General features: G+C 40.5%; 20 protein-coding genes. 9 read left to right on the top strand and 11 right to left on the bottom strand.

Going from position 1 to position 21,961, the window contains the following annotated elements; all coding sequences use genetic code 11:
- Nucleotides 1-5: 5 nt before the first annotated feature.
- A complete protein-coding gene (locus ACO1QW_RS15745) occupies nt 6-695 on the bottom strand; it encodes a tetratricopeptide repeat protein (protein ID WP_486260145.1) in 690 nt (229 codons plus the stop codon).
- Nucleotides 696-755: 60 nt separating this feature from the next.
- The gene (gene pdhA, locus ACO1QW_RS15740) at nt 756-1,748 is read right to left on the bottom strand and encodes a pyruvate dehydrogenase (acetyl-transferring) E1 component subunit alpha (RefSeq protein ID WP_486260143.1); all 993 of its coding nucleotides are present in this window, start codon (nt 1,746-1,748) and stop codon (nt 756-758) included.
- 263 nt (nt 1,749-2,011) lie between these two features.
- Between pdhA and ACO1QW_RS15735 the strand changes: the two genes are divergently transcribed.
- Nucleotides 2,012-2,449, top strand: a complete 438-nt coding sequence (locus ACO1QW_RS15735) for a DoxX family protein (RefSeq protein WP_486260142.1) — start codon at nt 2,012-2,014, stop codon at nt 2,447-2,449.
- On the opposite strand, the gene ACO1QW_RS15730 is transcribed toward ACO1QW_RS15735, so the two are convergent.
- The 3 genes from ACO1QW_RS15730 to clpB all read right to left on the bottom strand — a co-directional run bounded on the left by ACO1QW_RS15730 (nt 2,446) and on the right by clpB (nt 7,085).
- Nucleotides 2,446-3,690, bottom strand: coding sequence for a TCR/Tet family MFS transporter (locus tag ACO1QW_RS15730; protein ID WP_486260140.1), 1,245 nt, complete (start codon nt 3,688-3,690; stop codon nt 2,446-2,448). The genes ACO1QW_RS15735 and ACO1QW_RS15730 overlap by 4 nt on opposite strands.
- A gap of 123 nt (nt 3,691-3,813) precedes the next feature.
- Nucleotides 3,814-4,395: a DsbA family protein gene (locus tag ACO1QW_RS15725; RefSeq protein ID WP_486260138.1), complete on the bottom strand. Its 582-nt coding sequence runs from the start codon at nt 4,393-4,395 to the stop codon at nt 3,814-3,816.
- Between the two features lie 38 nt (nt 4,396-4,433).
- Nucleotides 4,434-7,085, bottom strand: coding sequence for an ATP-dependent chaperone ClpB (clpB, locus tag ACO1QW_RS15720; protein WP_486260135.1), 2,652 nt, complete (start codon nt 7,083-7,085; stop codon nt 4,434-4,436).
- Nucleotides 7,086-7,145: 60 nt separating this feature from the next.
- Between clpB and ACO1QW_RS15715 the strand changes: the two genes are divergently transcribed.
- Entirely contained in the window at nt 7,146-8,291 is a 1,146-nt protein-coding gene (locus ACO1QW_RS15715) for a serine hydrolase domain-containing protein (RefSeq protein ID WP_486260133.1), read from the top strand.
- Between the two features lie 77 nt (nt 8,292-8,368).
- Here ACO1QW_RS15715 and ACO1QW_RS15710 read toward each other — a convergent pair whose 3' ends face one another.
- Both ACO1QW_RS15710 and ACO1QW_RS15705 read right to left on the bottom strand, forming a co-directional pair.
- Complete coding sequence (locus ACO1QW_RS15710; RefSeq protein ID WP_486260131.1) at nt 8,369-8,713, bottom strand: hypothetical protein; 345 nt, start codon at nt 8,711-8,713, stop codon at nt 8,369-8,371.
- A gap of 38 nt (nt 8,714-8,751) precedes the next feature.
- Entirely contained in the window at nt 8,752-9,825 is a 1,074-nt protein-coding gene (locus tag ACO1QW_RS15705; RefSeq protein WP_486260129.1) for an SMP-30/gluconolactonase/LRE family protein, read from the bottom strand.
- Between the two features lie 227 nt (nt 9,826-10,052).
- Between ACO1QW_RS15705 and ACO1QW_RS15700 the strand changes: the two genes are divergently transcribed.
- The 3 genes from ACO1QW_RS15700 to ACO1QW_RS15690 all read left to right on the top strand — a co-directional run bounded on the left by ACO1QW_RS15700 (nt 10,053) and on the right by ACO1QW_RS15690 (nt 13,781).
- Nucleotides 10,053-10,559 (top strand): hypothetical protein, encoded by a 507-nt coding sequence (locus tag ACO1QW_RS15700; RefSeq protein WP_486260127.1) that lies wholly within the window; start codon nt 10,053-10,055, stop codon nt 10,557-10,559.
- Between the two features lie 114 nt (nt 10,560-10,673).
- Complete coding sequence (locus tag ACO1QW_RS15695; protein WP_486260125.1) at nt 10,674-12,095, top strand: ATP-binding protein; 1,422 nt, start codon at nt 10,674-10,676, stop codon at nt 12,093-12,095.
- Nucleotides 12,096-12,119: 24 nt separating this feature from the next.
- Nucleotides 12,120-13,781 carry an FAD-dependent oxidoreductase gene (locus ACO1QW_RS15690; protein ID WP_486260123.1) on the top strand — a complete coding sequence of 554 codons (1,662 nt, stop codon included), beginning with the start codon at nt 12,120-12,122 and terminating at the stop codon, nt 13,779-13,781.
- A gap of 10 nt (nt 13,782-13,791) precedes the next feature.
- Here the strand turns inward: ACO1QW_RS15690 and ACO1QW_RS15685 are convergent, their stop codons facing one another.
- Nucleotides 13,792-15,057, bottom strand: a complete 1,266-nt coding sequence (locus ACO1QW_RS15685) for a T9SS type A sorting domain-containing protein (protein WP_486260121.1) — start codon at nt 15,055-15,057, stop codon at nt 13,792-13,794.
- Nucleotides 15,058-15,426: 369 nt separating this feature from the next.
- On the opposite strand from ACO1QW_RS15685, the gene ACO1QW_RS15680 reads away from it, so the two are divergent.
- Nucleotides 15,427-17,037: an OmpA family protein gene (locus ACO1QW_RS15680; protein WP_486260119.1), complete on the top strand. Its 1,611-nt coding sequence runs from the start codon at nt 15,427-15,429 to the stop codon at nt 17,035-17,037.
- Between the two features lie 8 nt (nt 17,038-17,045).
- Here ACO1QW_RS15680 and ACO1QW_RS15675 read toward each other — a convergent pair whose 3' ends face one another.
- Nucleotides 17,046-17,555 (bottom strand): class I SAM-dependent methyltransferase, encoded by a 510-nt coding sequence (locus ACO1QW_RS15675; RefSeq protein ID WP_486260117.1) that lies wholly within the window; start codon nt 17,553-17,555, stop codon nt 17,046-17,048.
- A 237-nt stretch (nt 17,556-17,792) separates the two neighbouring features.
- Nucleotides 17,793-18,164 (bottom strand): iron chaperone, encoded by a 372-nt coding sequence (locus ACO1QW_RS15670; RefSeq protein WP_486260115.1) that lies wholly within the window; start codon nt 18,162-18,164, stop codon nt 17,793-17,795.
- Nucleotides 18,165-18,281: 117 nt separating this feature from the next.
- On the opposite strand from ACO1QW_RS15670, the gene ACO1QW_RS15665 reads away from it, so the two are divergent.
- A complete protein-coding gene (locus tag ACO1QW_RS15665; protein WP_486260114.1) occupies nt 18,282-20,096 on the top strand; it encodes an ABC transporter ATP-binding protein in 1,815 nt (604 codons plus the stop codon).
- Between the two features lie 5 nt (nt 20,097-20,101).
- Here the strand turns inward: ACO1QW_RS15665 and ACO1QW_RS15660 are convergent, their stop codons facing one another.
- Complete coding sequence (locus ACO1QW_RS15660) at nt 20,102-21,085, bottom strand: GlxA family transcriptional regulator (protein WP_486260113.1); 984 nt, start codon at nt 21,083-21,085, stop codon at nt 20,102-20,104.
- A gap of 145 nt (nt 21,086-21,230) precedes the next feature.
- Here ACO1QW_RS15660 and ACO1QW_RS15655 point away from each other — a divergent pair, with 145 nt between their 5' ends.
- Nucleotides 21,231-21,740 carry a DinB family protein gene (locus tag ACO1QW_RS15655; protein ID WP_486260111.1) on the top strand — a complete coding sequence of 170 codons (510 nt, stop codon included), beginning with the start codon at nt 21,231-21,233 and terminating at the stop codon, nt 21,738-21,740.
- 4 nt (nt 21,741-21,744) lie between these two features.
- Nucleotides 21,745-21,954 (top strand): hypothetical protein, encoded by a 210-nt coding sequence (locus ACO1QW_RS15650; protein ID WP_486260110.1) that lies wholly within the window; start codon nt 21,745-21,747, stop codon nt 21,952-21,954.
- Nucleotides 21,955-21,961: the final 7 nt, after the last annotated feature.

Raw genomic sequence — 21,961 nt, 5'->3', positions numbered from 1 at the left:
GCTGTTTATTCATTTCCTACAACACCAAGTCGTGCAAGATATTTTTCAGCTTGTCCTGCAGCTGTTGACTTTGGATATTTTTCTTTCAACGATTTTAAAAGCTCCGTTGCTTTTTCTTTTTTACCTGCTACTTCATAAGCCATTGCTGCACGGTAAAGATTTTCAGATGATGTGTATTCATCTTTATCATTCAGTGTTGCAGCTTTCTCGTAGAAAGAAGCGCCTTTATCTTTTTTATCGGTGCTCATGTATGCATCGCCCAACATACGCCATGCTGCGCTTTGTACCTGTGAAGCATCAGTTGAAAAATCTTCCAGCTGTTTTATAGCGTTGTTATAATCTTCTTTGCGGAGATAAATTGCACCAGCATAGTAATGAGCAAGATTACCTGACTTTGTACCGCCGTAAGTTTTGGCGATCTTCAGGAAACCTGCTGCAGAACCATCACCATTTAAGGCAAGGTCTAACGAATCCATTGCAAAATATTGTTGAGCACGGCTGATTGCTTCACTCGCCTTTTTTTCTTTTGGACCAACAAAGAAATTCTTATAAACCAGGTAACCACCTGCAAGTAAAATCACCAATCCACCAATGTAAGTGATCGGTTTTGAAAAGCGACCCCAGAAATCTTTCGCTTGTTTGATGGCTTGCACTTCGTTAAGTTCCTGTGCTGTTGTTTTTTTTGTTTCAGACATTTTGAGTAATAATTCAGATTAATTTATTTCTTACGTTCATCCCTACTTCGCTCAGGTTTCTTAATCAACAATGAACGGATAGTTTTGATCTACATACACGTCTTTCAGCAATTCATCTGCTTCAGGGTATGGGCTTTCTTCAGAGAATTTCACACACTCTTCCACTTCTAAACGCACCCGCTCATTGATCTCTTCAATCTCTGCTTCGCTTACACCAAACACTTCCAGCAATTTCTTTTTAGAAGTTTCAATTGGGTCACGTTGTTTGTATTCTTCTACCTCGTCTTTAGAACGGTATTTCTGGGGATCACTCATCGAGTGACCTTTGTAACGATAAGTTTTAATCTCTAATAAAGTTGGGCCTTCACCTGTTCTGCCACGTTTTACAGCACGTGCTACTGCTTCGTGCACTGCTTCAGGATCCATACCATCAACACTATCGGCAGGCATTTCGTATGCATCAGCCAGCTTATAAATATCAACTACGTTACTTGTACGGGTTACTGAAGTACCCATTGCATAGTTGTTGTTTTCGCAAATAAAGATCACGGGCAATTTCCACAACATTGCAAGATTGAATGTTTCGTGAAGCATACCCTGGCGTGCAGCACCATCACCAAAGAACGTAAGACATACTGCATCAGTGCCTTTGTATTTTTCCGCAAATGCCAAGCCAGCACCTGTACCAATTTGTGCACCCACAATACCATGACCACCATAAAAACCAACATCCACTCCAAAGAAGTGCATACTACCACCTTTACCTTTCGAGCATCCGGTAGCTTTACCATACAATTCAGCCATACAGCTTTTTGCACTCACACCTTTCGCAATGGCTAAACCATGATCACGATAAGCAGTGATCATTTTATCTTCAGCTTTCGTAGCCGTCATACAACCTGCAGCAATGGCTTCCTGGCCAATGTAGAGGTGGCAGAAACCACGGATCTTTTGCATACCATATAATTGTCCGGCTTTTTCTTCGAAACGGCGAAGGAGCAGCATCAACTCATACCAGTAGAGATAAGTTTCTTTCGTGAATTTAGTGGCCACGTCGTAATTTTTTTAGAGTGGCAAAGATAAGGGGACGGGGTTAATTTCAGATGGCCGATTTTAGATTGTGGATTTCGTAAATCTATTCAGTTTTAACTGGTTAAAACCAACATGTGCTGTGCTGCTCTATTATGTGCCGGCAGCCAGTTCTGGCCTGCATATTGTGCCAGCTAATTCGAACTTTTGGTTCTTGGCAAACTGCTCCTTTTTGCGTAACTTATATATGTTGACATTGTTCTTTCACTCAATCTTTTTTTATGGGTATGTTACATCAACTTCAGCAATGGAGCATCACCCATCACCCCAAATGGCTGGTGGTGCTACGTGTTGCTCTCGGGTTAAGCCTCATGTTAAAGGGGATTTCATTTATCAGTAATAATGTGTCGTTACAATTACTTCTTAAGGGTACCAGCTTTGCATCACAAAACTGGCTGATCACTGCTATACCGTGGATACATCTTCTCGGTGGTTTCTTTATTATAGTTGGCTTGTTTACACGCTGGGCCGTATTAATTCAGATTCCCATTCTGCTTGGCGCTGTATTTTTCGTAAACGTTCAAAAAGGTATTTATGCAGGCCAGTCTGAATTAGGGCTTTCGATCATTATTCTCTTATTGCTTTGTTTCTTTTTTGCAGAAGGTGGCGGCCCTATTTCGATGGATGACTATTTCAGGCGCTATTGGAAAATAAACACGCATTAGGAAATTGAATCGCCGGAAGTAGCCGCTTGCGTCTTACCTGGATGAAGGGCATAGTAGGCAATAATTGCACTGGCGATGATGAGAATGGCTCCCAACAAAAATGATGAACCCGGAAAATAAACAGGGGCCGACTTACTTGTGAAGTAAGCAAATGTATTTGTCATTAGCAGCGGACCAATAATGGTGGTAAGACTCATCAGCCCTGATAACGAACCCTGCAACTCGCCTTGTTCGTTTGCAGGCACATGCCCTACCATTATGGATTGCAATGCCGGGCCACAGATACCGCCCAGGCAATAAGGAATTAGAAAGGCAAACATCATCCAGCTCTGCGTTGCAAAGGCAAACAATAACATGCCTATTGCGTAAAAAGCAAGCCCGATGTAAACGCTTTTTTCATTTCCCAATCGAGGATTTACAATCCTCGTTAAACCGGCTTGTACTCCACCGACCAATACGCCCACCACGGCTAGAGAAATTCCAATCATACCGGGCGTCCAGTTAAAGCGTTCAATGGTAAAAAAACTCCAGTTCGATTGCACGGCATGACCACCTAGGTACACCAGCACAAGGGAAAAGATTAGACCACCAATAGCCGGGTATTTTTTTAGGTTATAGATACTCACGCCGGGTATCGCTCTTTTCCATTCAAAAGGCCGGCGCAGTTCAGGCTTTAATGATTCAGGCAGAATAAAAAAGCCATACAGGAAGTTGAGAAAACATAAACCGGCTGCCACCATAAACGGAACCCTGGTTCCAAGCCCACCTAATAAACCCCCGATCATAGGGCCGATAATAAAACCTAGCCCAAAAGCCGCACCGATCATTCCAAAGTTTTTTGCCCTGTCTTCGGGTGTGCTGATATCGGCAATATAAGCCGAGGCGGTCGTGAAGCTTGCTCCTGTTATTCCTGCTATGATCCGGCCAATAAATAGCCAACCAAGATTGGGCGCAAAGGATAGTAACACATAATCAAGCGCAAAGGCAAAAAGAGAGGCCAGCAAAATGGGCCGACGGCCATATTTATCGCTAAGGTTACCCACTAATGGCGAAAACACAAATTGGGTAATGGCAAAAACAGCCAGCAAAACACCTCCTATTTTCGACGCCTGGCTCACATTAACATGCGCCAGTTCTTCAATAAGATTCGGCATAACAGGAATGATAATTCCAAACCCGATTACATCGATCAGTAAGGTGATGAAGATGAAACCAATTGCTGCGTTTTTACCTGATGCCATAGTTGATGATTAAGTGTGCAAAGATGAATTTTGAACGGGATATCGTCCGGATTTTTTCAGAGAACTTATAAACAAAAAAAGGCAATGAATTTCTTCATTGCCTTGTATCAAAATCAAGCTGTTTTAAGCTCTCTTTTTTGTTGCCGTTTTTGCAGCGGGCTTTTTCGTGCTCGCCAGTGAATCAATGGCTTTGCTGAATGCACTTACATTCACTGGTCCATTATACACTTCTCCATTAATATAAAAGAAAGGAACATCTTTAATGCCTTTGTCGGCACCTTCCAGCAGGTCGGCACGAACGCTCCAGCCATAAACTGAATCAACGAGTTTGGTCAAAAAGTTTTTATCGGTTACTCCCGCTTCTTTTGCATAGCCTTTCAAGCTAATTGTACCAAGATTACGACGGTGAGCAAACAGGATATTGTGCATATCCCAAAACTTAACTTCGCCTTCCTGTGCTGCACCAATAGAAGCTTCTGCTGCTTTTTGTGCACGCTGATGAATACGAGTTAAAGGGAAATGGCGGAAGTTGAACTGCAATTTATCTTCGTATTTCTCCATCAACTGGTTTACAATTTCATTTGCTTTTGCACAGGCCTCACTTTCATAATCGCCATACATCACTAATTTAACCGGTGCTTTTTTATTACCTACCCATATATCTTTCGGCGGAATAATTTCTATTTCTACTGATTTGTGTGCCATAACCTGTCTCCTTTTTTATTTATTAATTCAATTCGCTGTTAATCCACTTTTGTTGCCGCCGTCTTGTTCTTTTCCTTTGTTGAAGGAGCCTCGTCGTTTTCATTTCTGAAAACAACAACCCCGTCAAATACATCCACAAGTACTTTGCGGTTTTTTTCGATATCGCCTGATAAAATCTTTCGGCTGAGCCCGTTTACGATCTCTTTTTGTATTAATCGTTTCAGGGGTCTTGCACCAAACTGGGGATCGAAACCATGTTCGGCAAGGAATTCAAGGGTGTAGTCAGAAAATTCCAGCTGTATTCCACTTTGAGCAACCAGTTGCCTGAGATTGTTCAGCTGAATGTGAATGATGGATTTGATTTCCTTACGAAGTAATGGTGCAAACATAATGATTTCGTCCACACGATTCAAGAATTCGGGCCGAATGGTTTGTCGCAACAATGTCATAACTTCAATTTTTGCCCTTTCTGCCGCCTTATCTATCTCATTTTCAGTATCTACGCCTTCGTAAGCTTCACTAATAAGATGACTACCGATATTGCTGGTCATAATGATAATGGTGTTCTTAAAGTTCACCATCCGGCCTTTATTGTCAGTTAAACGGCCATCATCCAGTACCTGCAACATAATATTCCATACGTCGGGGTGCGCTTTTTCGATCTCGTCGAGTAACACTACACTGTAGGGTTTACGCCGAACAGCTTCAGTTAACTGACCGCCTTCATCGTAACCCACATAGCCGGGAGGCGCTCCCACCAATCTTGAAACAGTGTGTTTTTCCTGGTACTCACTCATATCGATCCTCGTCATCATACTTTCATCATCAAACAAATATTCAGCCAGTGCTTTTGCCAGCTCTGTTTTACCTACACCTGTTGTTCCAAGGAAAATAAACGAACCAATCGGTTTCTTTGGATCACTCAACCCTGCCCTGCTCCTGCGGATTGCATCCGCAACTGCAGTGATGGCTTCATCCTGGCCAATAACCCGGTTATGCAATTCATCTTCGAGGTACAATAACTTCTCCCGTTCGCTTTGCATCATCTTCGATACAGGAATGCCGGTCATCTTCGCAATATTCTCTGCAATATCTTCAGCATCCACTTCCTCTTTCAACAAACGCTTTTCGCTGCTTGCAGCAAGCTGACCACTTAATTCACTAATGATCTGCTCCTGCTCTTTCACTTTACCATAACGGATCTCTGCAACCTTGCCATAATCGCCTTCACGCTCTGCACGCTCAGCCAACAATTTCAAGTTTTCAATTTCAGCCTTTGCATTCTGCACTTTTTCCACGAGTTCTTTTTCATCTTTCCATTTTGCTTTAAGAGTATCTCTGTCGACAGAAAGGTTAGCGATCTCGGTGTTGAGTTCTTTTAATTTAAATTCATCATTCTCACGTTTGATAGCTTCACGTTCAATTTCCAATTGACGGATCTGACGCTCAAGCTTATCCAGCTCTTCGGGCATGCTGTTCATTTCCAAACGAAGCTTCGCAGCACTTTCATCAATAAGATCAATTGCTTTGTCGGGTAGAAAACGATCAGTGATATAACGAACACTTAATTCAACAGCTGCAATAATTGCCTCGTCTTTAATACGCACATGATGATGTGTTTCATAACGGTCTTTCAAACCACGAAGAATAGAAACTGCATCTTCCACACTTGGTTCATCGATCATTACTTTCTGGAAACGACGTTCAAGCGCTTTATCTTTTTCAAAGAATTTCTGATATTCATTTAACGTTGTGGCACCAATGGCACGAAGTTCACCTCTTGCCAGTGCAGGCTTCAGGATATTGGCTGCATCCATGGCGCCATCGCCGCCGCCTGCACCAACAAGCGTATGAATTTCATCAATGAACAAAATAATTTCACCATCACTGGTGGTTACTTCTTTCACCACACTTTTCAAACGTTCTTCAAACTCCCCTTTATATTTTGCACCGGCAATAAGTTGCCCCATATCCAATGCATAAATAATTTTCGATTTCAGGTTTTCAGGTACATCACCATTTACAATGCGCATGGCCAAGCCTTCCGCAATAGCTGTTTTACCAACACCGGGTTCACCAACGAGTATAGGATTGTTTTTACTGCGACGTGTTAAGATGTGCAGTGTGCGACGTATTTCTTCATCACGACCAATAACAGGATCAAGTTTACCTTGCCTTGCCATTTCAATCAGGTTCTTTGCATACTTATTTAATGCATTGAACTGTGTTTCCTGTGTCTGACTTTTTACCGTATCACCTTTACGTAGTTCTTTAATTGCTGTAATAAGTCCCTTTTCAGTTAAGCCTGCATCTTTCAACAATTTTGCTGATGAATCATTTCCTTGTACAATGGCCAGGAGTAAATGTTCAGGTGTTACGAACTCATCACCAAAACCTTTGAGTGATGCACCTGCACGCAATACCACCGCATTTGCTTCACGGCTGATTGATTGTGCAGCATCGCCACTTGTTTTGGGCAATCGGTTAATGGCTTCATCCAGTTTTGTTTCAACAAGATTAACGGTAACATTATTTTTCTTTAATAGGTATTCCACAGGGCTATCTTGCTGATCAAGCAACGCTTTCAGCAAATGTTCAGTCTCGATATTTGTGTTCTGTGCATTAAACGCCAGTTGCTGCGCCTGCTGCACAGCTTCTGCCGCTTTTATAGTGAAGTTTCCTAAATTCATATTCTCTTTATTTTAAACATTAGTCCTCAAAACGCAATCCAATAAAAAAATTCAGTAAGAATGTCACGTAACCGTTTGAATATCCGCCCCAAAGTCAGTGCCAGCATTGTTTTCCTGTTATTCTTTCAGTTCAGTTTCGCCCAACAAAACTTTGGCAAAGTGGAAGAATGGGTAAATAAGAATCTCACCGATCTCGGTGGCCGGGCAGTGTTGATGGTTTATAAGGATGGAAAATTTGCATACACCCAGAACTTTAACAATTTAACAAAGGGCCAGCAGAACCGTGGAAAGATTAAAGCAAAAGTACAGGGCAAAGATGTTGAAGAAGTGTTGCAGGATTATACAACCACAACACGTGAACGTATTGCCAGCAGCAGCAAGTGGTTCACTGCAGCATTGCTGATGACCTATATTGATGAAAACAAAGTTCGGCTAACCGACTCCGTTGGAAAGTTTTTACCGGTAATGACAAAGTACGGCAAAGGTGGTATTAAGGTATGGCAATGCCTTAATCACACAACGGGAATCAAAAGCGGTGGATTGGGTGATATGCTGAACGGAATGAAGAATGTAACAACCATGTTTCAGTCCATTGAGCAAATTGCAATGCTGCCGATGGAAGGCACCCCGGGGAAATATTTCCACTATAGTAATACAGGTTTGCAAATTGTGGCGGCCATTATTGAAAAAGTAAGTGAGAAGGATTTTGAAACTGCGTTTAAAGAACGCATTGCTGATCCGCTGGAAATGAAGAATACCGATTTTGGAAAGAGCGGTGTACCACTTGCAGCAGGTGGTGCCTACAGCACACCTGAAGACTATATGAACTTTTTGATCATGCTGCTGAACGAAGGTGAGTTCAATGGAAAGCGCATTATCAGTAAAGCATTGGTGAATGAAATGCAGAAGAATCGTTTAGGCCGTGATGTGGAAATGGCTTATAGTCCCGAAGAAGCAGGCAACTGGGGTTATGGTTTTGGCGAATGGATCATGGATGTTCCTTTAGCAGTAAGTGAAAAGAAAGATGCGATGCCCGTATCAAAACGTGGAGTTGCCGTAAGCAGCCCGGGATTGTTTGGTTCTTTTCCCTGGATCGATAATGATAAAAAGTACTGTGCGTTTTTGTTTGTGTACAATCTGAAAAACAAAGGACGTCATGAAAAGTATACGGAGTTGAAAGGATTGGTGGATAATGTGATGAGGTAGATTAAAAATGAATATTCAGAAGGTCATTCATAAAAAAATCATCCCATGTTGTTTCCAACATGGGATGTAAAAAATAATCACTTTGCTTCTTTAACTCTCGTAAGTTTCATTTCTCCCCTTTCATTCTTAACCAGTATTTCATTTTCATTTATCAGCTCGGCCGTGCTGGCAATTTTCATATCGTTAAAGGAAATACTGTACGAAAACTTCTTTCCTTCTATTTTGCCATCTTCCACTTTTGCTTCACCGAATTCTGTTTTCCACGTGCCGATAACAACTTTCCCTTCTACCTTAAACGTATAATTAATTTCAAAAGTACCGTTGGGTGTTTCACGTGAACCTTTCCATTTACCATCAATGGCATTTTGCGCAAAAGCTGTGCAGCATCCAAATACAAATAAAAAACTAAGAACGTATTTCATACAATTTGTTTTAATGAATAAAAATTATGAGCGTTGGGTTAAAATTTTTCTACTCCTTTCACATTCATCTTTACTGAAGTGATCCTGTCAGGACTGGTCATGAACAGTATTTTATTATTCGCACCAGCAAAAACATTGTTAGTGCCGCCACCACCAGGAATTGTAAGGACCTTGTTTCCGTTTTTATCATAAGCATTCAAACCTGGGCCACCACTCACATAAATATTTCCTTTCTCGTCGAGCGACATTCCATCGCAAAAATTCAGATTTGCAACCAGCGTCTTCATGTTAGAAAGTGTACCATCTGCTTTAATAGCAAATTCTTTGATCTGGCCGGTGCCATCGTATGTCCAGTTGTTTACATACAGCTTTTTACCGTCAGGTGTTCCGGTTATACCATTGGGCCATATATCAGCATTCCATCCTGCCATTGTCGTTACTCTCACAAGTGTGCTGGCACCAGGCGCCAAATAGTACACATGTCCACCCTTACCAGTGGCAGCTTGCTCGGAATGTGTCGGTTCCCAATTTTGTTTACGTGGATCTGTTGCATCCCAATAATCTCTTGGAAAAATTGGATCGGTAATATAGATGCCACCATCTTTTGGATTGATCCAAACATCATTGGGACCATTCAATAATTTTCCATTGTAATTATTGACAAGAACCGTGTGAGAACCATCAGGAGCAATGCGCCAGAGTTCTCCATACATATCAGCACAAGCAATCAGGTAACCATCTTTGTCAAATGCCATTCCATTTGCACGACCGGTGCCCGTTAAAAATGTTGTGATCTTTCCCGTTGCTGCTGTCCATTTATAAATTTTATCATTGGGTTGATCAGTGAAAAATACATTTCCTTCTTTGTCAACAGCAGGGCCTTCTGTAAAGCGGAAACCTTTTTGAACAGTATCTAACACGCCATGCTGACTTTTTGAGATGAGCCCGGAGGGATCAAAAAAATTACTGTTTGAAACACGCATATTAACAGACGCAGTTTCAAACAATGATTCATTGATCGTATCGTTTTCGGAATGAGCTATGTTTTTCGAACAGGAACCCAGCCCGATAGCACATAGCATGGCCATAGAAAAAAACATTTTCTTTTTCATACCAGCAAACAATTTTGAGATTGATAAATAGATAACAATAGCACAGAACTCTGCACCAATACGAAAGCTATTTAAGTTTATAAATAAATGCTACCAAAAAATACCGCTGAAGAATTTTAAACAAGGGCGAACGCCGCAATACCAGCGCCGCATTTATTTAAACGGTTATCCACTTTGCAACTATGAGATCATTTTATTTCTATATTTAATTCATTAAACTTATCTACATGAAAAAGATTTCCCTTAGCAACATTTGCTTTACATTATTGATTCCTTGCTTTCTTCTTTTCTCTTTTACAACGGTTGATTACCGTGCAAATTTTTCAGGCGATTGGAAATTAGATGAATCCAAAAGTGAATTAGGAAATGCTGCCGGTCGCACAGCACGTTCCTTAAAGGCAGAGCAAAAAGAAAACGACATTACCATCAGCAGAACAACGCCGGGTTTTAATGGTGGCGATCCGGTTACCACAACTTACACAGTAACCTACGATGGCAAAGTAACAGAGTCGGAAGGTTTTGGTGGATCAAAAAGAAAATCGACAGGAAAATGGTCGGATGATGGACTCACACTTACAATCAACAGTGTAATGAACTTTGAAAGAGATGGCCAAACGATGGAATTTAAATCAAATGAAACATGGTCGCTCACAAGTGACGGTCTGCTTTCAGTTGTTACGCATTCATCATCGGCCAGAGGTGAGACAACCACAAAAGCTATTTACAGTAAGTAAACAATCCAAAAAATAAGCAAACGCCACTGCCATGCAGTGGCGTTTGTGTTTGTAAAATACTGTTGTATATTTAAACAACTACTCAATTACCGTCTTACTTAAAACCAAATTAACATGCCACCGGTAGACATTGAAGACCTCCGAAAGGTTCTTGCATTTGCCGATCTTCCTGACGATCATTTGCAATGGATCATTGACCGTTCAGAGTACGTTGAACACCAGGATGGCGACATCATTGTAAAGTATGGCGACCCTGCCGAAGTAATGTGGATTGCACTGGAAGGCAAAGTAACCTTCTACATGTATATCAACGGACGACAGGTTTACTATTTCACGTTTGAAAACACAAGCACCACTGGAGGTGTGGGCGGCTTACTCCCCTATTCCAGAATGAAAACAATGCCCGGCTATTCATATGCACTGGGTGATGTAAAAATGTTGCGACTTCACAAAGATCATTTTCATGAACTGGAATTGCTTAACCCCGATCTTATTCAACGGCTCATCGGTTACATGACGGAACGTGCAAGAATTTTTGCCACTACGCAACTGCAACATGAAAAAATAGATGCTTTGGGTAATCTTGCTGCAGGCATAGCACATGAACTGAATAATCCGGCAGCAGCCATCAGCGGTATTGCAGATGAATTAACAAAACGTGTAACGCAAAACTATATACTTACAAAGCAATTGCTCGATTGTAATATGACAGCCGACCATATTCAACACATTCATTCAATTATTGAGCAAAAAGAAAACACCCCTGCAGAAACAAAAAAAATGAGTGCACTTGCAAGCATGCAAATGCAGGATGACATTGAGGATTGGCTGGAAAACAATGGCATTAAACAAAGGGAAGCAGCCGAAACATTTTCTGAATTTGGTTTTACATTGGAAGAGCTGGAACAAATTCGTGATGATGCCGGCACAGATGCGTTTGCACGGGTAATTCCATGGCTGGAAAACCTGATCAGTTCACAAAAAATGATCAAAGATTTAGGAGATGCTTCAGATCGTATTTCTAAACTCGTGGCTTCCATAAAAAGTCATGTGCACATGGATCGCACCAATGATCTGCAACCAACCAATATTCATACAGATATTGAAAACACGTTAACGCTTCTTGGTTTTAAACTGCGTAAAAAGAATATTGAAATTGTAAAAAACTTTTGCAGCGACATGCCGGTGGTGCCAGCATATGTTGGTGAATTAAACCAGGTTTGGACCAACCTTATTGACAATGCAATTTCTGCCCTGGATCAAAACGGAACAATCACTGTTACAACAAAGTGCACAACCAAAGATGTTACGGTTTCAATTATGGACAATGGAACGGGTATTCCTAAAGAAATCATTTCCCGCATTTTTGATCCCTTCTTCACAACAAAGAAAGTAGGCGAAGGCACTGGCATTGGGCTTGACATCGTTAACAGGATCATTAAACGTCACAATGCAGAAATAAAAGTAGAATCAATACCTGGCAAAACTATTTTCACTGTTTGTATTCCGCTTAGCCAACAGATCGTATCACATTAACCAAGTGTACTAAATATTAAACACATGAAACTTCCCTATATAATTTTAATTGACGATGATGTGCAGGTGCTTCGTGCAATTCAAAGAGACATACGTAATAAATACCGTGACGAATATAAAGTTGTTGCAACGGAATCGGCAACAGAAGCGCTTGAACTCATTAAAGAACTAAAGCTGAAAAATGAAGTGGTGGCCTTGTTTATTTCAGATCAGCGTATGCCTGAAATGGAAGGTGTTGCTTTGCTGGAAAAAGCAAATGAAATTTTTCCTGAAGCAAAAAAAGTATTGCTTACTGCTTATTCTGATATTGAAGCAGCGATCAAGGCCATTAATACCGTTAAGCTTGATTATTATCTATTGAAACCCTGGCATCCTGCTGAAGAAAAACTATTTCCGGTTGTGAATGATCTGTTAGATGAGTGGCAAGCGTTATACAAACCAGATCATGAAGCCACAAGAATCATCGGTTATCAATGGTCGCCTAAAAGTCATCAACTAAAAGAATTTCTTTCAGGTAATCTTGTTCCTTATATCTGGATGGATGTTGAAAACGATCCTGAAGCAGAAAAATATCTGATCAGCGCCAATGCTTCAATTTCTGATTTGCCTTTGGTGATTTTAAAAGATGGTTCTGTAATAACCGATCCTTCCATATCTCAAATTGCCGAACGTGTAGGGCTGCAACAAAAAGCAACAAAAGAAATGTATGATGTACTGATCATTGGTGCAGGCCCGGCAGGGCTTGCAGCATCTGTCTATGGTTCATGTGAAGGATTAAAAACATTATTAATCGAAAGAAGTAATCCCGGCGGGCAGGCAAGCAGCAGTGCACGTATTGAAAATTATCTCGGTTTTCCTACTGGTTTATCTGGCGCCGAATTAAGCAGAAGAGCTATTACACAAACACTTCGCTTTGGCACCGAAATTCTTACGCCACAGGAAGTAAAAAGCATTAGTGTGAAAGATGGTTATAAGATCACACAACTAACAGACGGTTCTGAAATACATAGTAAAGCAATTGTGATCGCTACCGGAGTTGCTTATAAAAAATTAGAAGTGGAAGGCATGGATTTGTTTACAGGCGCTGGAGTATATTATGGAGCTGCTGCTATTGAAGCGCAGGCATGCCGCAATGAAAGTATTTATATTATTGGTGGCGGTAATTCAGCTTGCCAGGCTGCAATGTATATGAGCAAATTTGCAAAGGAGGTGAACATACTTATCCGTAAAGATAAATTGTCGGAGGTTGCTGCTAATTATCTGGTTGAAAACATCAGTCATACCTCAAATATCAAAGTACTTCCTCATACTGAAGTGATAGCTTGCTCGGGTTCAACCATTCTTGAAACGATTACATTAAAGGACGCTTCTACGGGGGAAGAAAAAACGGTTCCTGCAAAAGCATTGTTTGTTTATATTGGCACAAGGCCGGGCACAGCCTGGTTAGATGATCTTGTTTTAAAAGATGAAAAGGGATTTATTCTTAGTGGTAGTGAGTTGATGAAAGAAAAATCTTTTGCTGCTACATGGAAATTAGAGCGTGAACCTTACCTGCCTGAAACAAGTGTTCCGGGCATCTTTGCTTCAGGCGATGTACGCTTTGGTGCAATGACGGGTATTTCAGCTGCAGTGGGTGAGGGATCTATGGCTATTCGTTTTGTTCGTAAGTATCTGCAGGAGATGTAAAGGACAGCCATTATTGAACAATTATTTTTTCAACAGTTCGCTCTGATGTTTCGTTGTTTATTATGGATAATGTGAATAGGCCTTTCGGCAGGTTACTCATCTTCAACACAGGCGCATTGTATTTTTCCCACACACGAATTTTTTTTCCGTTGGAATACATTAGTTCAATTGTATTTGTTCCTTTATTGTAAGGCAGTACAACCTGCAGGTTTCCTGCAGATGGATTTGGATAAATCAGCGTTTGAAGTTTACCTGCGTTCCTCAGTACTCTTACTTCGCTATATCCTTCCTGGTCGTTGAAGCCGATTAGTTTCAATCGGTAGAAAATTGTTTTGGCAGAGAATTGTTCATCATCAACAAAACGATAATTCAGAACCTCGCTGCTGAGACTATGTGGTGCTTTGCTGTTTACGAATCCGATGCTTTCAAATTGGCCATTTACTTTCCGTTGTATTTCAAAGCCTTTATTCATTTCTTCAGCAGAAGTACTCCAGTTTAAAATTGTTTTGCTGCCTTGTTTTTCCACTTCAAATAAATTGATCGAAGCTGGCAAAATTGCGCCATAGGTATTGACGAAATTATTATCATTGACATCTGCAGTTAAAGTATTTCCATTATTGACATCAGCGCCAGAAGGGCATTGACCGGACACATCGGTATAACTCTGTGTTTTAGATGAATAAATTAAAATTTCCTTATACTGATTGGTTGGCTGGTCGCCAACATTTGTAATGAATTGTGCTATATAATTGCCGTTATTAGCAGGTATTGCATAGTCATAGTTATAACGATAAAGATTAAAGTTAGCAGGATTAGCTAGAGTAAAAGTGGCAGTAAAGAATGGAACAATCTGACCACAATTGATTCTGATAACATTATTACATTTATTTGTGGAGCGTTGAAAATGGTATGTTTGATAGGTCCCAAAAGATGTTGATTTATTTCCTACAGTCCAGGGAGCCACAGGGTTTGCCGGAGTGCCATTATCCTGATCTGTAGTGGGGTTGCTTCCGAAATAGTAAGTATCGTCCAGTCTTGCTCCACTAGGAATAAATCCTGAACTCTGTAAAATCAAATCAGAGGACCACTGTAATTCAAAATCAATTGATACCAGTCCTATCTCAGAATTGCAATTACCATCTCTTTGCAAACCTACCTGTACGGTAATTGTTTGGTTTGTGGAATTATAGAAAACAGTAGAAATAAAATTGACTTGCTGCCCTTTTGCAAAGAAAAGACAATCTAAAAAAACAATAAGTAAGTAGAAACGTTTCATAATTGCTGTTTTTTGTAAACAGTAGAAAACATTTCCACAAGGCATCAGAAAAAAGAATCTGTAATTTCAGGGGAGCTGAGGAGCAGTAGCGTATACTAAATTTAAAACTATTACTTTAAAGTTCATTATAAAACGTTAACTATTTCTATATGAGATAGCAGGCGCTTCGTTTTTACATCAACATAGTTAATCGATCTATTATATGAATAGCTGGCAGATATCTAATTCATAAAGGAGAGTGCACCAATGGTTTATTATTCATAAATTCTACCGTCCCAAGAAGTTTCAAATTCTACGATAGCAACATCGTTATTCTACTATTCTTTGCCTCATGGGTTTGCTGTAGCTTAGCAGCAAATCCCTTACCCCGTGAAACGATCTCTATCCGCTCTTATTTGTTTCATTTTTACTGCAGCTGGTTTTACTCAACCGCTTGTTGATACTGTTGGCAAAATGGTTGAGCAGAAAGAAAAGATCATCACAGAAAATACCATTATCAAAATTGAGAATCTGGGCTTTCGTGTTAATTCCGAATTACCGGAATTACGTCCCACCATTTCTGCCGATGGAAATTTATTATTCTTCATTTGCGAAAGTCACCCTGAAAATAAACATGCACATGAAGTGCGTAACTCACAGGATATCTGGTATTCCATCCGTGATACTGTAACAGGCCAATGGACTGATGCTGTTCATTTAGGTTTTCCATTCAACACTGCACACTACAACGCCGTTTACTGGATATCTCCGGATAAAAACCGTATGCTCTTACGCAATGCATTTGTTGATGGCGACTATTATGGCAATGGCGTAAGCCTGAGCGAAGTGCAGAAAGACGGAAGATGGAGCAAACCAAACATGTTGAAAATAAAAAACTATGCGAAGTATGATAAAGGTTTTCAATCAGGAGCAAGCATGTCGAGTGATGGACGGGTATTGTTACTCTACATGAGCGAAGAAAGTAAAAGCCGCATCAATAAAATTTATGCTTGTTTTCTACAGGATGATGGCACATGGAGTGAACCAAAAAGTTTGGGTAAAAAAATAAATCAGCAGGGTTATAATCAAATGACACCTTATCTCGCATCCGATGGCGTTACACTTTATTTTAGTAGCGACAGACCCGGAGGAATTGGCGACCAGGATATATGGAAGACAAAACGCTTAGATGATACATGGTTAAAATGGAGTGATCCTATAAATCTTGGTGAGCCAATAAACACTGCTGATTTTGATGCCTTCTTTACATTAGAGGCGGGAGGCGAATATGCATACCTCACCAGCAGTTTTCAATCGTTGGGTAAAAGTGATATCGTAAGAGTAAAATTATTAGAGATCGAAAAACCTGATCCTGTTGTATTGGTAAGAGGTAATGTGTACAATGCAAAAACAAAACAACCTTTAAGTGCCAATCTTATTTATGAAACATTGCCCGATGGCGTTGTTGCCGGCAATGGTTTATCAACCCCTGGCGATGGTGCATTTCAGATAGTATTACCTTACGACAAAAATTATCTTATCCGGGCCTCTGCCGATCATTTCTTTGCGCAATCAGAAAACCTGAACCTTGATTCATTAATAAGAGCTGGTTATAAAGAGATTCACAAAGATCTTTACCTTGTTCCAATTGAGATCGGACAAATCGTTCGGTTGAATAATGTATTCTTTGATTTTGATAAATGGGATTTGCGGCCGGTTTCATTTATTGAGTTAAATCGTGTAGTGAAAATGTTGAATGACAACCCGGCTATCAGTATTGAACTGGGTGCTCACACCGATGCCAAAGGTTCAGATGAATATAATATTAAACTCAGCCATAACCGTGCAAACTCAGTTATGCAATATATTTTGTCAAAAGGGATTCCAGCAGAACGTGTAAGCTTTAAAGGCTATGGCGAAACGGTGCCTGTAGCAACAAACGAAACCGATGAAGGAAGACAATTGAACCGACGAGTTGAGTTTAAAATATTGAGCAACTAAGATTCTAACTATTCATTTGGAACCGCTACAACACAAATAGCCGACGTCGGCGTTAGTTCTTTCAGAATAGTATCCACTACGGAAAAACCATAAGCCGATAATTTTTCTGCAATAAGATCAGCAGCACTGATTGTTATTTCAAATGGATCCTGGAAGAAGATAAACAGCTTACCACCAGGTTTTAAAAACTGTTTTACTCTTTGTAATACTTTGTCGGGGTTCTTTCGAAAAAAGTTGAGATTAAAAGCGGTAATGATATTAAATGAAGAAGCTTGCAGATCAATTTTTAAAAAATCAGCAGTTAAGAATTCAACAGCTCCATCAGCAATAAATAATTTGTTTCTTCTCTTCGCCTTGTCGATCATAAAAGATGATTTATCAATGGCAACCAGTTTTCCATCAACCAGCTTGCTACCAATCAACTCCGCCATTAATCCTACACCGCATCCTATTTCCAACACATGATCCGAAGGTTCCAGCTGCAGCATATCAACTGCCCAGGTAAATCGCTTCGGCATCGATGAATATGTTTTCCTTATCGTCATAGTTTAATCCTGTCATTTTCAAATTAAAATTCCCCGCTCGACAACGGGGAATGCTCACATTTTACTTAAAAGACCAAAATAAAATTTCTTTGTATGGTTATATTAATCTCATTTCATACTAATCATGTTTCGCTTACTAAAACACATAATTAGTACAGCAATTTCTATACCAAAAAATCATAATATGTTTAAACTTGAAAACTTTTCTGCCTATTTCTTTTTCGCAGGCTTTTCAAGATTCTGTTTTACACGAAACTTTACAATCTTCGTAATGAGCGAGAGTGGCATGGGTTCATCAAGCGGAAACTGCACTGCACCTTTTGAACTTTTATAAATAGCCAGCTCTTTTTCAAACGCCTTAATTCCTGAGGGCGCCGGATAAAAACCTACATGTTGTTTGTAACCTCCAAAATGGACCAGGTTGCCGTTGAGTTTATAAGTGGGAATGCCATACCCAATGGTTTCTTCCGCTTTGGGTGCAGCTTTTTTAATACAGTTATGTACCTGGTTCAATTTCTTTTGTGTTTCTTCAGGAAAGCTGGCTATATATTCTTCAATTGTTCCAGGTTTTGATGACAACATGCTGTAGGTATTAAGAGATTTAAATCGAATTACTAAATGTATAAACTTCTTTTATAAAATAGAACCCACTCGCCACATCACTTATCACTGCATCATTTGTTTCCGTAACTTTTAAGTATGAAATTCAAACCCGAAATCATCACCGGCCGCCTGGCGAGGGTAAGAAAGAATCTGAGGCTTGGGCTTTCGCTTGCATGGGCAGCATCTCCAAAATTGTTTATACGTTATACGGTGCTCGGTATGATCAACTCTGTGATGCCTCCTATCCTCGTTTACCTTGGTGCTGTACTCGTTAATAAGATTGCAGTAGCTAAAACAGAGCACCTGCAATTACAAGATATACTTCCTATCATCATTGGCTTGTGGCTCACCATCATTGTGCAACGCACGCTTGGCTCCTACATTGGTTACGGACGTAACCTGTATGTTCGTCGTGTGGAGCTTGAAGCGGAAAGACGCCTGCTTCATAAGGCATCAAAAGTTGATCTCGGGCATTTTGATAATTCTGATTGGCACGACCGGCTTGCACGTGCAAAGCGTGATGTATCATGGCGGCCGGGTGATCTTACATGGTCGGTACTTGGTTTATCCGGCAATATTATCACTATTGTTTTGATGGCGGGATTGCTTGCAAGTCTTCATTATTTATTGGTGGTGCTGGCACTTATGGCTGCGGTTCTTTCATTGGTGATCGAAAGCCGTGTTACGTCAAAACTCTACAAATATTTTTATAAGGAAACACCTGAAGAAAGAGAGCGTGGCTACATTGCCGATCTGCTTGTTGAGCCCAAAAACACGAAAGAGATCCGGGCAAATGTATTGGCCGATTATTTATTGAACCGTCATAAAAATATTTCAGAAGAGTTGTTTACGCAGCGTGCTCAAATGTATAAGTCCGGAACACGCATTTCGATGATCAGCGGTATTGTAACAGGCACTACTCTTGCCTTGGCTTATGTATTTGTTGCGGTCCGTGGTATTGCCGGCACAATTGATCCAGGTGGTGTTGTGTTGGTGATTGGTGCATTTACATCAGTTGCAGGAAGTCTTGGACAAATTTCAAGCACCTTCGTAGCAGTTGATCAGCACACAACTTTCCTGGAAGATTATTTTTCATTTCTGCAGGTTGAAACTTTGTTGCCGGTGCCTCTTCATCCTAAAAAAATACCTGCTGGACCTGTACAGGAAATTGAATTTAACAATGTAAGTTTTTATTATCCCGGCGGACATGGAGCTGCGGTTGAAAATTTAAGTCTGCATATTAAGAGTGGCGAGCTCATTGCATTGGTGGGTGAAAATGGCGCTGGAAAAAGTACACTCGTTAAACTGTTGCTTCGTTTTTACGATACACAAAAAGGTGAAGTGCGTATTGGCGGTGTGAATGTAAAAGATATGGAGCCCGATCATTTGCGTAGCCGCATTGGTGTATTGTTCCAGGATTATGCAACCTATGAATTATCGGTGCGTGAAAATGTAGTGATGGGCTGGCCTTATGATGAACCAAACGATGAAAAAGTGCATAAAGCATTGAAAGATTCACGAAGCGAATGGCTGGTCAAAAAAATGGCGAAAGGACTTGATTCAAAAGTGGGACGATTGTTTGAAGGCGGGCATGATCTTTCGGGTGGTGAATGGCAACGGTTGGCATTGGCGAGGATCATGTATCGTAATGCGGATATCTGGATACTCGATGAGCCTACTGCTTCACTTGATCCCGAAGCAGAAGCGGCCATTTTTGCTGAGCTGAAAGCAAATCTGAAAGGACGAATTGGAATTGTGATTTCGCACCGTTTTTCTACTGTACGGATTGCTGATCGGATTGCTGTAGTGGAAGATGGTCACATCAAAGAACTTGGTTCGCATGAAGAATTACTTGCTTCCAATAAACGTTATGCGCATTTGTTTGAGTTGCAGGCGGCGGGATATCGATAACAAGTTTAAACCGCCACCATCTCTTTATTATACTTATTTCTGTACGCTAATGGAGATAATCCAGTGATCTTACGAAATACCGTACGAAATGCTTTCTCATCAGAATAACCTGTATCGTACATCACTTCGTTTACATTCTTTCGGCCGCTTTCCAATTGTTTTTTTGCTGCTTCCACTTTCACACGTTGAATATATTCAACAACAGTATTGGCAGTTGCCTTTTTGAAACGACGTTCCAGGTTACGGCGCCCTAATGCAAGCATATCAGCCAAGTGATCAACAGTTATCCGATCCTGGTAATTACGTTCAATATATTCCTGTGCTTTTTTGATCGACTCATCTTCATGCGCTTTCTGTCCATTGAAAATAATGAACGGGCTCTGACTTTCACGATCAATATCGATCATAAATGTTTTGGCAATTCGCACTGCAATTTCACGACCGGCATGTTTTTCAATAATGTATGCCAGCAGGTTTAAAAATGAATAAGCACCACCGCTGGTGTACAGCCCATCTTCTTCTGTCATGATGCGATCATCAACTAATTCCACGTCAGGAAACATTTTACGAAAATCATTTGCAGCGATCCAATGTGTTGCACACTTTTTTCCATTGAGTAAACCGGTTGCAGCTAAAAAGAAAGAAGCAATGCAAAAACTTACTACCTCGGCACCATTGTGATATTGCTCAATGATCCATGGAAGAAATGCAGCATTACGTTCCATTGCTTTTGGCAGATCGCCATGCATAGCGGGTATAATGATGATATTTGTCTTTGGCACATCGGCAACTAATACATCGGGCTGAATAGTATATAAGCCATTCCGCTGCTCAATCGTATTTTCTAATCCAACCAACTGAATTTTAAACAGCGGCTCTTCTCCTTTTGCCACACGAATATTATTTACTTCACTTAATATCTGGTGAGTTCCGTCAATGTTAGGCAAACTGGTGTGCCCGAGTGGAACTAAAATTGAAATGTGTTTCATCGACTGGTTGTTTTAGAAAGCGATCGTTTTGCTAAGAGCCATCAAATGTAAGCAATGCATCTGTCGCAATCAACCCCAGATAAAGCCGCATTTGCACCCTTCATGTAAAAAAAACAGTTTTTAGGTTTGTGCAAGAATCATGCATATGACAACAGGCACTGTACAAATAGCAACTCTTATCAATAATATTGAACACGTGACGGATAAGCTGGTACAATTACTGCAATCAGTTGAAGGGCGGCATTTAAACCAGAAGCCCGGGCCCGATAAGTGGAGCATTGCACAGGTGGCCGACCATATTACCCTTTCGAATAATTCTATAGCTAAAGCATTGGCATTAAAAGGAAAACCTGTTGACAGGAACCCAGGTGAACGTGTAGAAGAATTGAAAAGCATTTTCCTGGATTTTCAGAAAAAATTCAAGTCGCCAGAATTCATTTTGCCAACAAGAGAGATTTATGATGGGAGACTTTTGCTGAAAGAGCTGGAAGTATCCATCAAAAGAATTCGTGAACGGATGTATGAAGATGATCTTGATGAACTCATTAATCATCCGGCATTTGGTAACATCAGCAAATTTGAAATCCTGCATTTTGTTTTGTATCATACCCAACGGCACTTGCGACAGATAAATGAAATAGCAGCAAACCTCTGAAGTAATGATTGAACTGTTTAAAACAAATGTGACTGATACAAACGCAAAGGAATGTGTTATCCGTTTGCTGGAGCAGTTCTTCCCCGGCTGCCAGGTTACACTCGATATGCATGATTGTGATAAAGTGCTGCGGCTTGAAGGATTGAATGTGCAACCTGAAACAGTAAAACAATTGGTGCGTGATAAAGGATTTCATTGCATTGAACTCGAATAAATAAAAA

Source organism: Lacibacter sp. (assembly GCF_057361365.1).
This window is presented reverse-complemented; position numbering and strand designations above follow the sequence as displayed.

Bases quoted from the DNA above. Each gene is read 5' to 3' on its own strand.
- ACO1QW_RS15745 (WP_486260145.1), bottom strand. From the start codon at position 695: ATGTCTGAAACAAAAAAAACAACAGCACAGGAACTTAACGAAGTGCAA.
- ACO1QW_RS15670 (WP_486260115.1), bottom strand. From the start codon at position 18,164: ATGTTGTCATCAAAACCTGGAACAATTGAAGAATATATAGCCAGCTTT.
- ACO1QW_RS15725 (WP_486260138.1), bottom strand. From the start codon at position 4,395: ATGGCACACAAATCAGTAGAAATAGAAATTATTCCGCCGAAAGATATA.
- ACO1QW_RS15715 (WP_486260133.1), top strand. From the start codon at position 7,146: ATGTCACGTAACCGTTTGAATATCCGCCCCAAAGTCAGTGCCAGCATT.
- ACO1QW_RS15695 (WP_486260125.1), top strand. From the start codon at position 10,674: ATGCCACCGGTAGACATTGAAGACCTCCGAAAGGTTCTTGCATTTGCC.
- ACO1QW_RS15705 (WP_486260129.1), bottom strand. From the start codon at position 9,825: ATGAAAAAGAAAATGTTTTTTTCTATGGCCATGCTATGTGCTATCGGG.
- ACO1QW_RS15685 (WP_486260121.1), bottom strand. From the start codon at position 15,057: ATGAAACGTTTCTACTTACTTATTGTTTTTTTAGATTGTCTTTTCTTT.
- ACO1QW_RS15700 (WP_486260127.1), top strand. From the start codon at position 10,053: ATGAAAAAGATTTCCCTTAGCAACATTTGCTTTACATTATTGATTCCT.
- ACO1QW_RS15665 (WP_486260114.1), top strand. From the start codon at position 18,282: ATGAAATTCAAACCCGAAATCATCACCGGCCGCCTGGCGAGGGTAAGA.
- ACO1QW_RS15730 (WP_486260140.1), bottom strand. From the start codon at position 3,690: ATGGCATCAGGTAAAAACGCAGCAATTGGTTTCATCTTCATCACCTTA.
- ACO1QW_RS15735 (WP_486260142.1), top strand. From the start codon at position 2,012: ATGTTACATCAACTTCAGCAATGGAGCATCACCCATCACCCCAAATGG.
- ACO1QW_RS15660 (WP_486260113.1), bottom strand. From the start codon at position 21,085: ATGAAACACATTTCAATTTTAGTTCCACTCGGGCACACCAGTTTGCCT.
- ACO1QW_RS15650 (WP_486260110.1), top strand. From the start codon at position 21,745: ATGATTGAACTGTTTAAAACAAATGTGACTGATACAAACGCAAAGGAA.
- ACO1QW_RS15675 (WP_486260117.1), bottom strand. From the start codon at position 17,555: ATGCCGAAGCGATTTACCTGGGCAGTTGATATGCTGCAGCTGGAACCT.
- ACO1QW_RS15655 (WP_486260111.1), top strand. From the start codon at position 21,231: ATGACAACAGGCACTGTACAAATAGCAACTCTTATCAATAATATTGAA.
- ACO1QW_RS15690 (WP_486260123.1), top strand. From the start codon at position 12,120: ATGAAACTTCCCTATATAATTTTAATTGACGATGATGTGCAGGTGCTT.
- clpB (WP_486260135.1), bottom strand. From the start codon at position 7,085: ATGAATTTAGGAAACTTCACTATAAAAGCGGCAGAAGCTGTGCAGCAG.
- ACO1QW_RS15710 (WP_486260131.1), bottom strand. From the start codon at position 8,713: ATGAAATACGTTCTTAGTTTTTTATTTGTATTTGGATGCTGCACAGCT.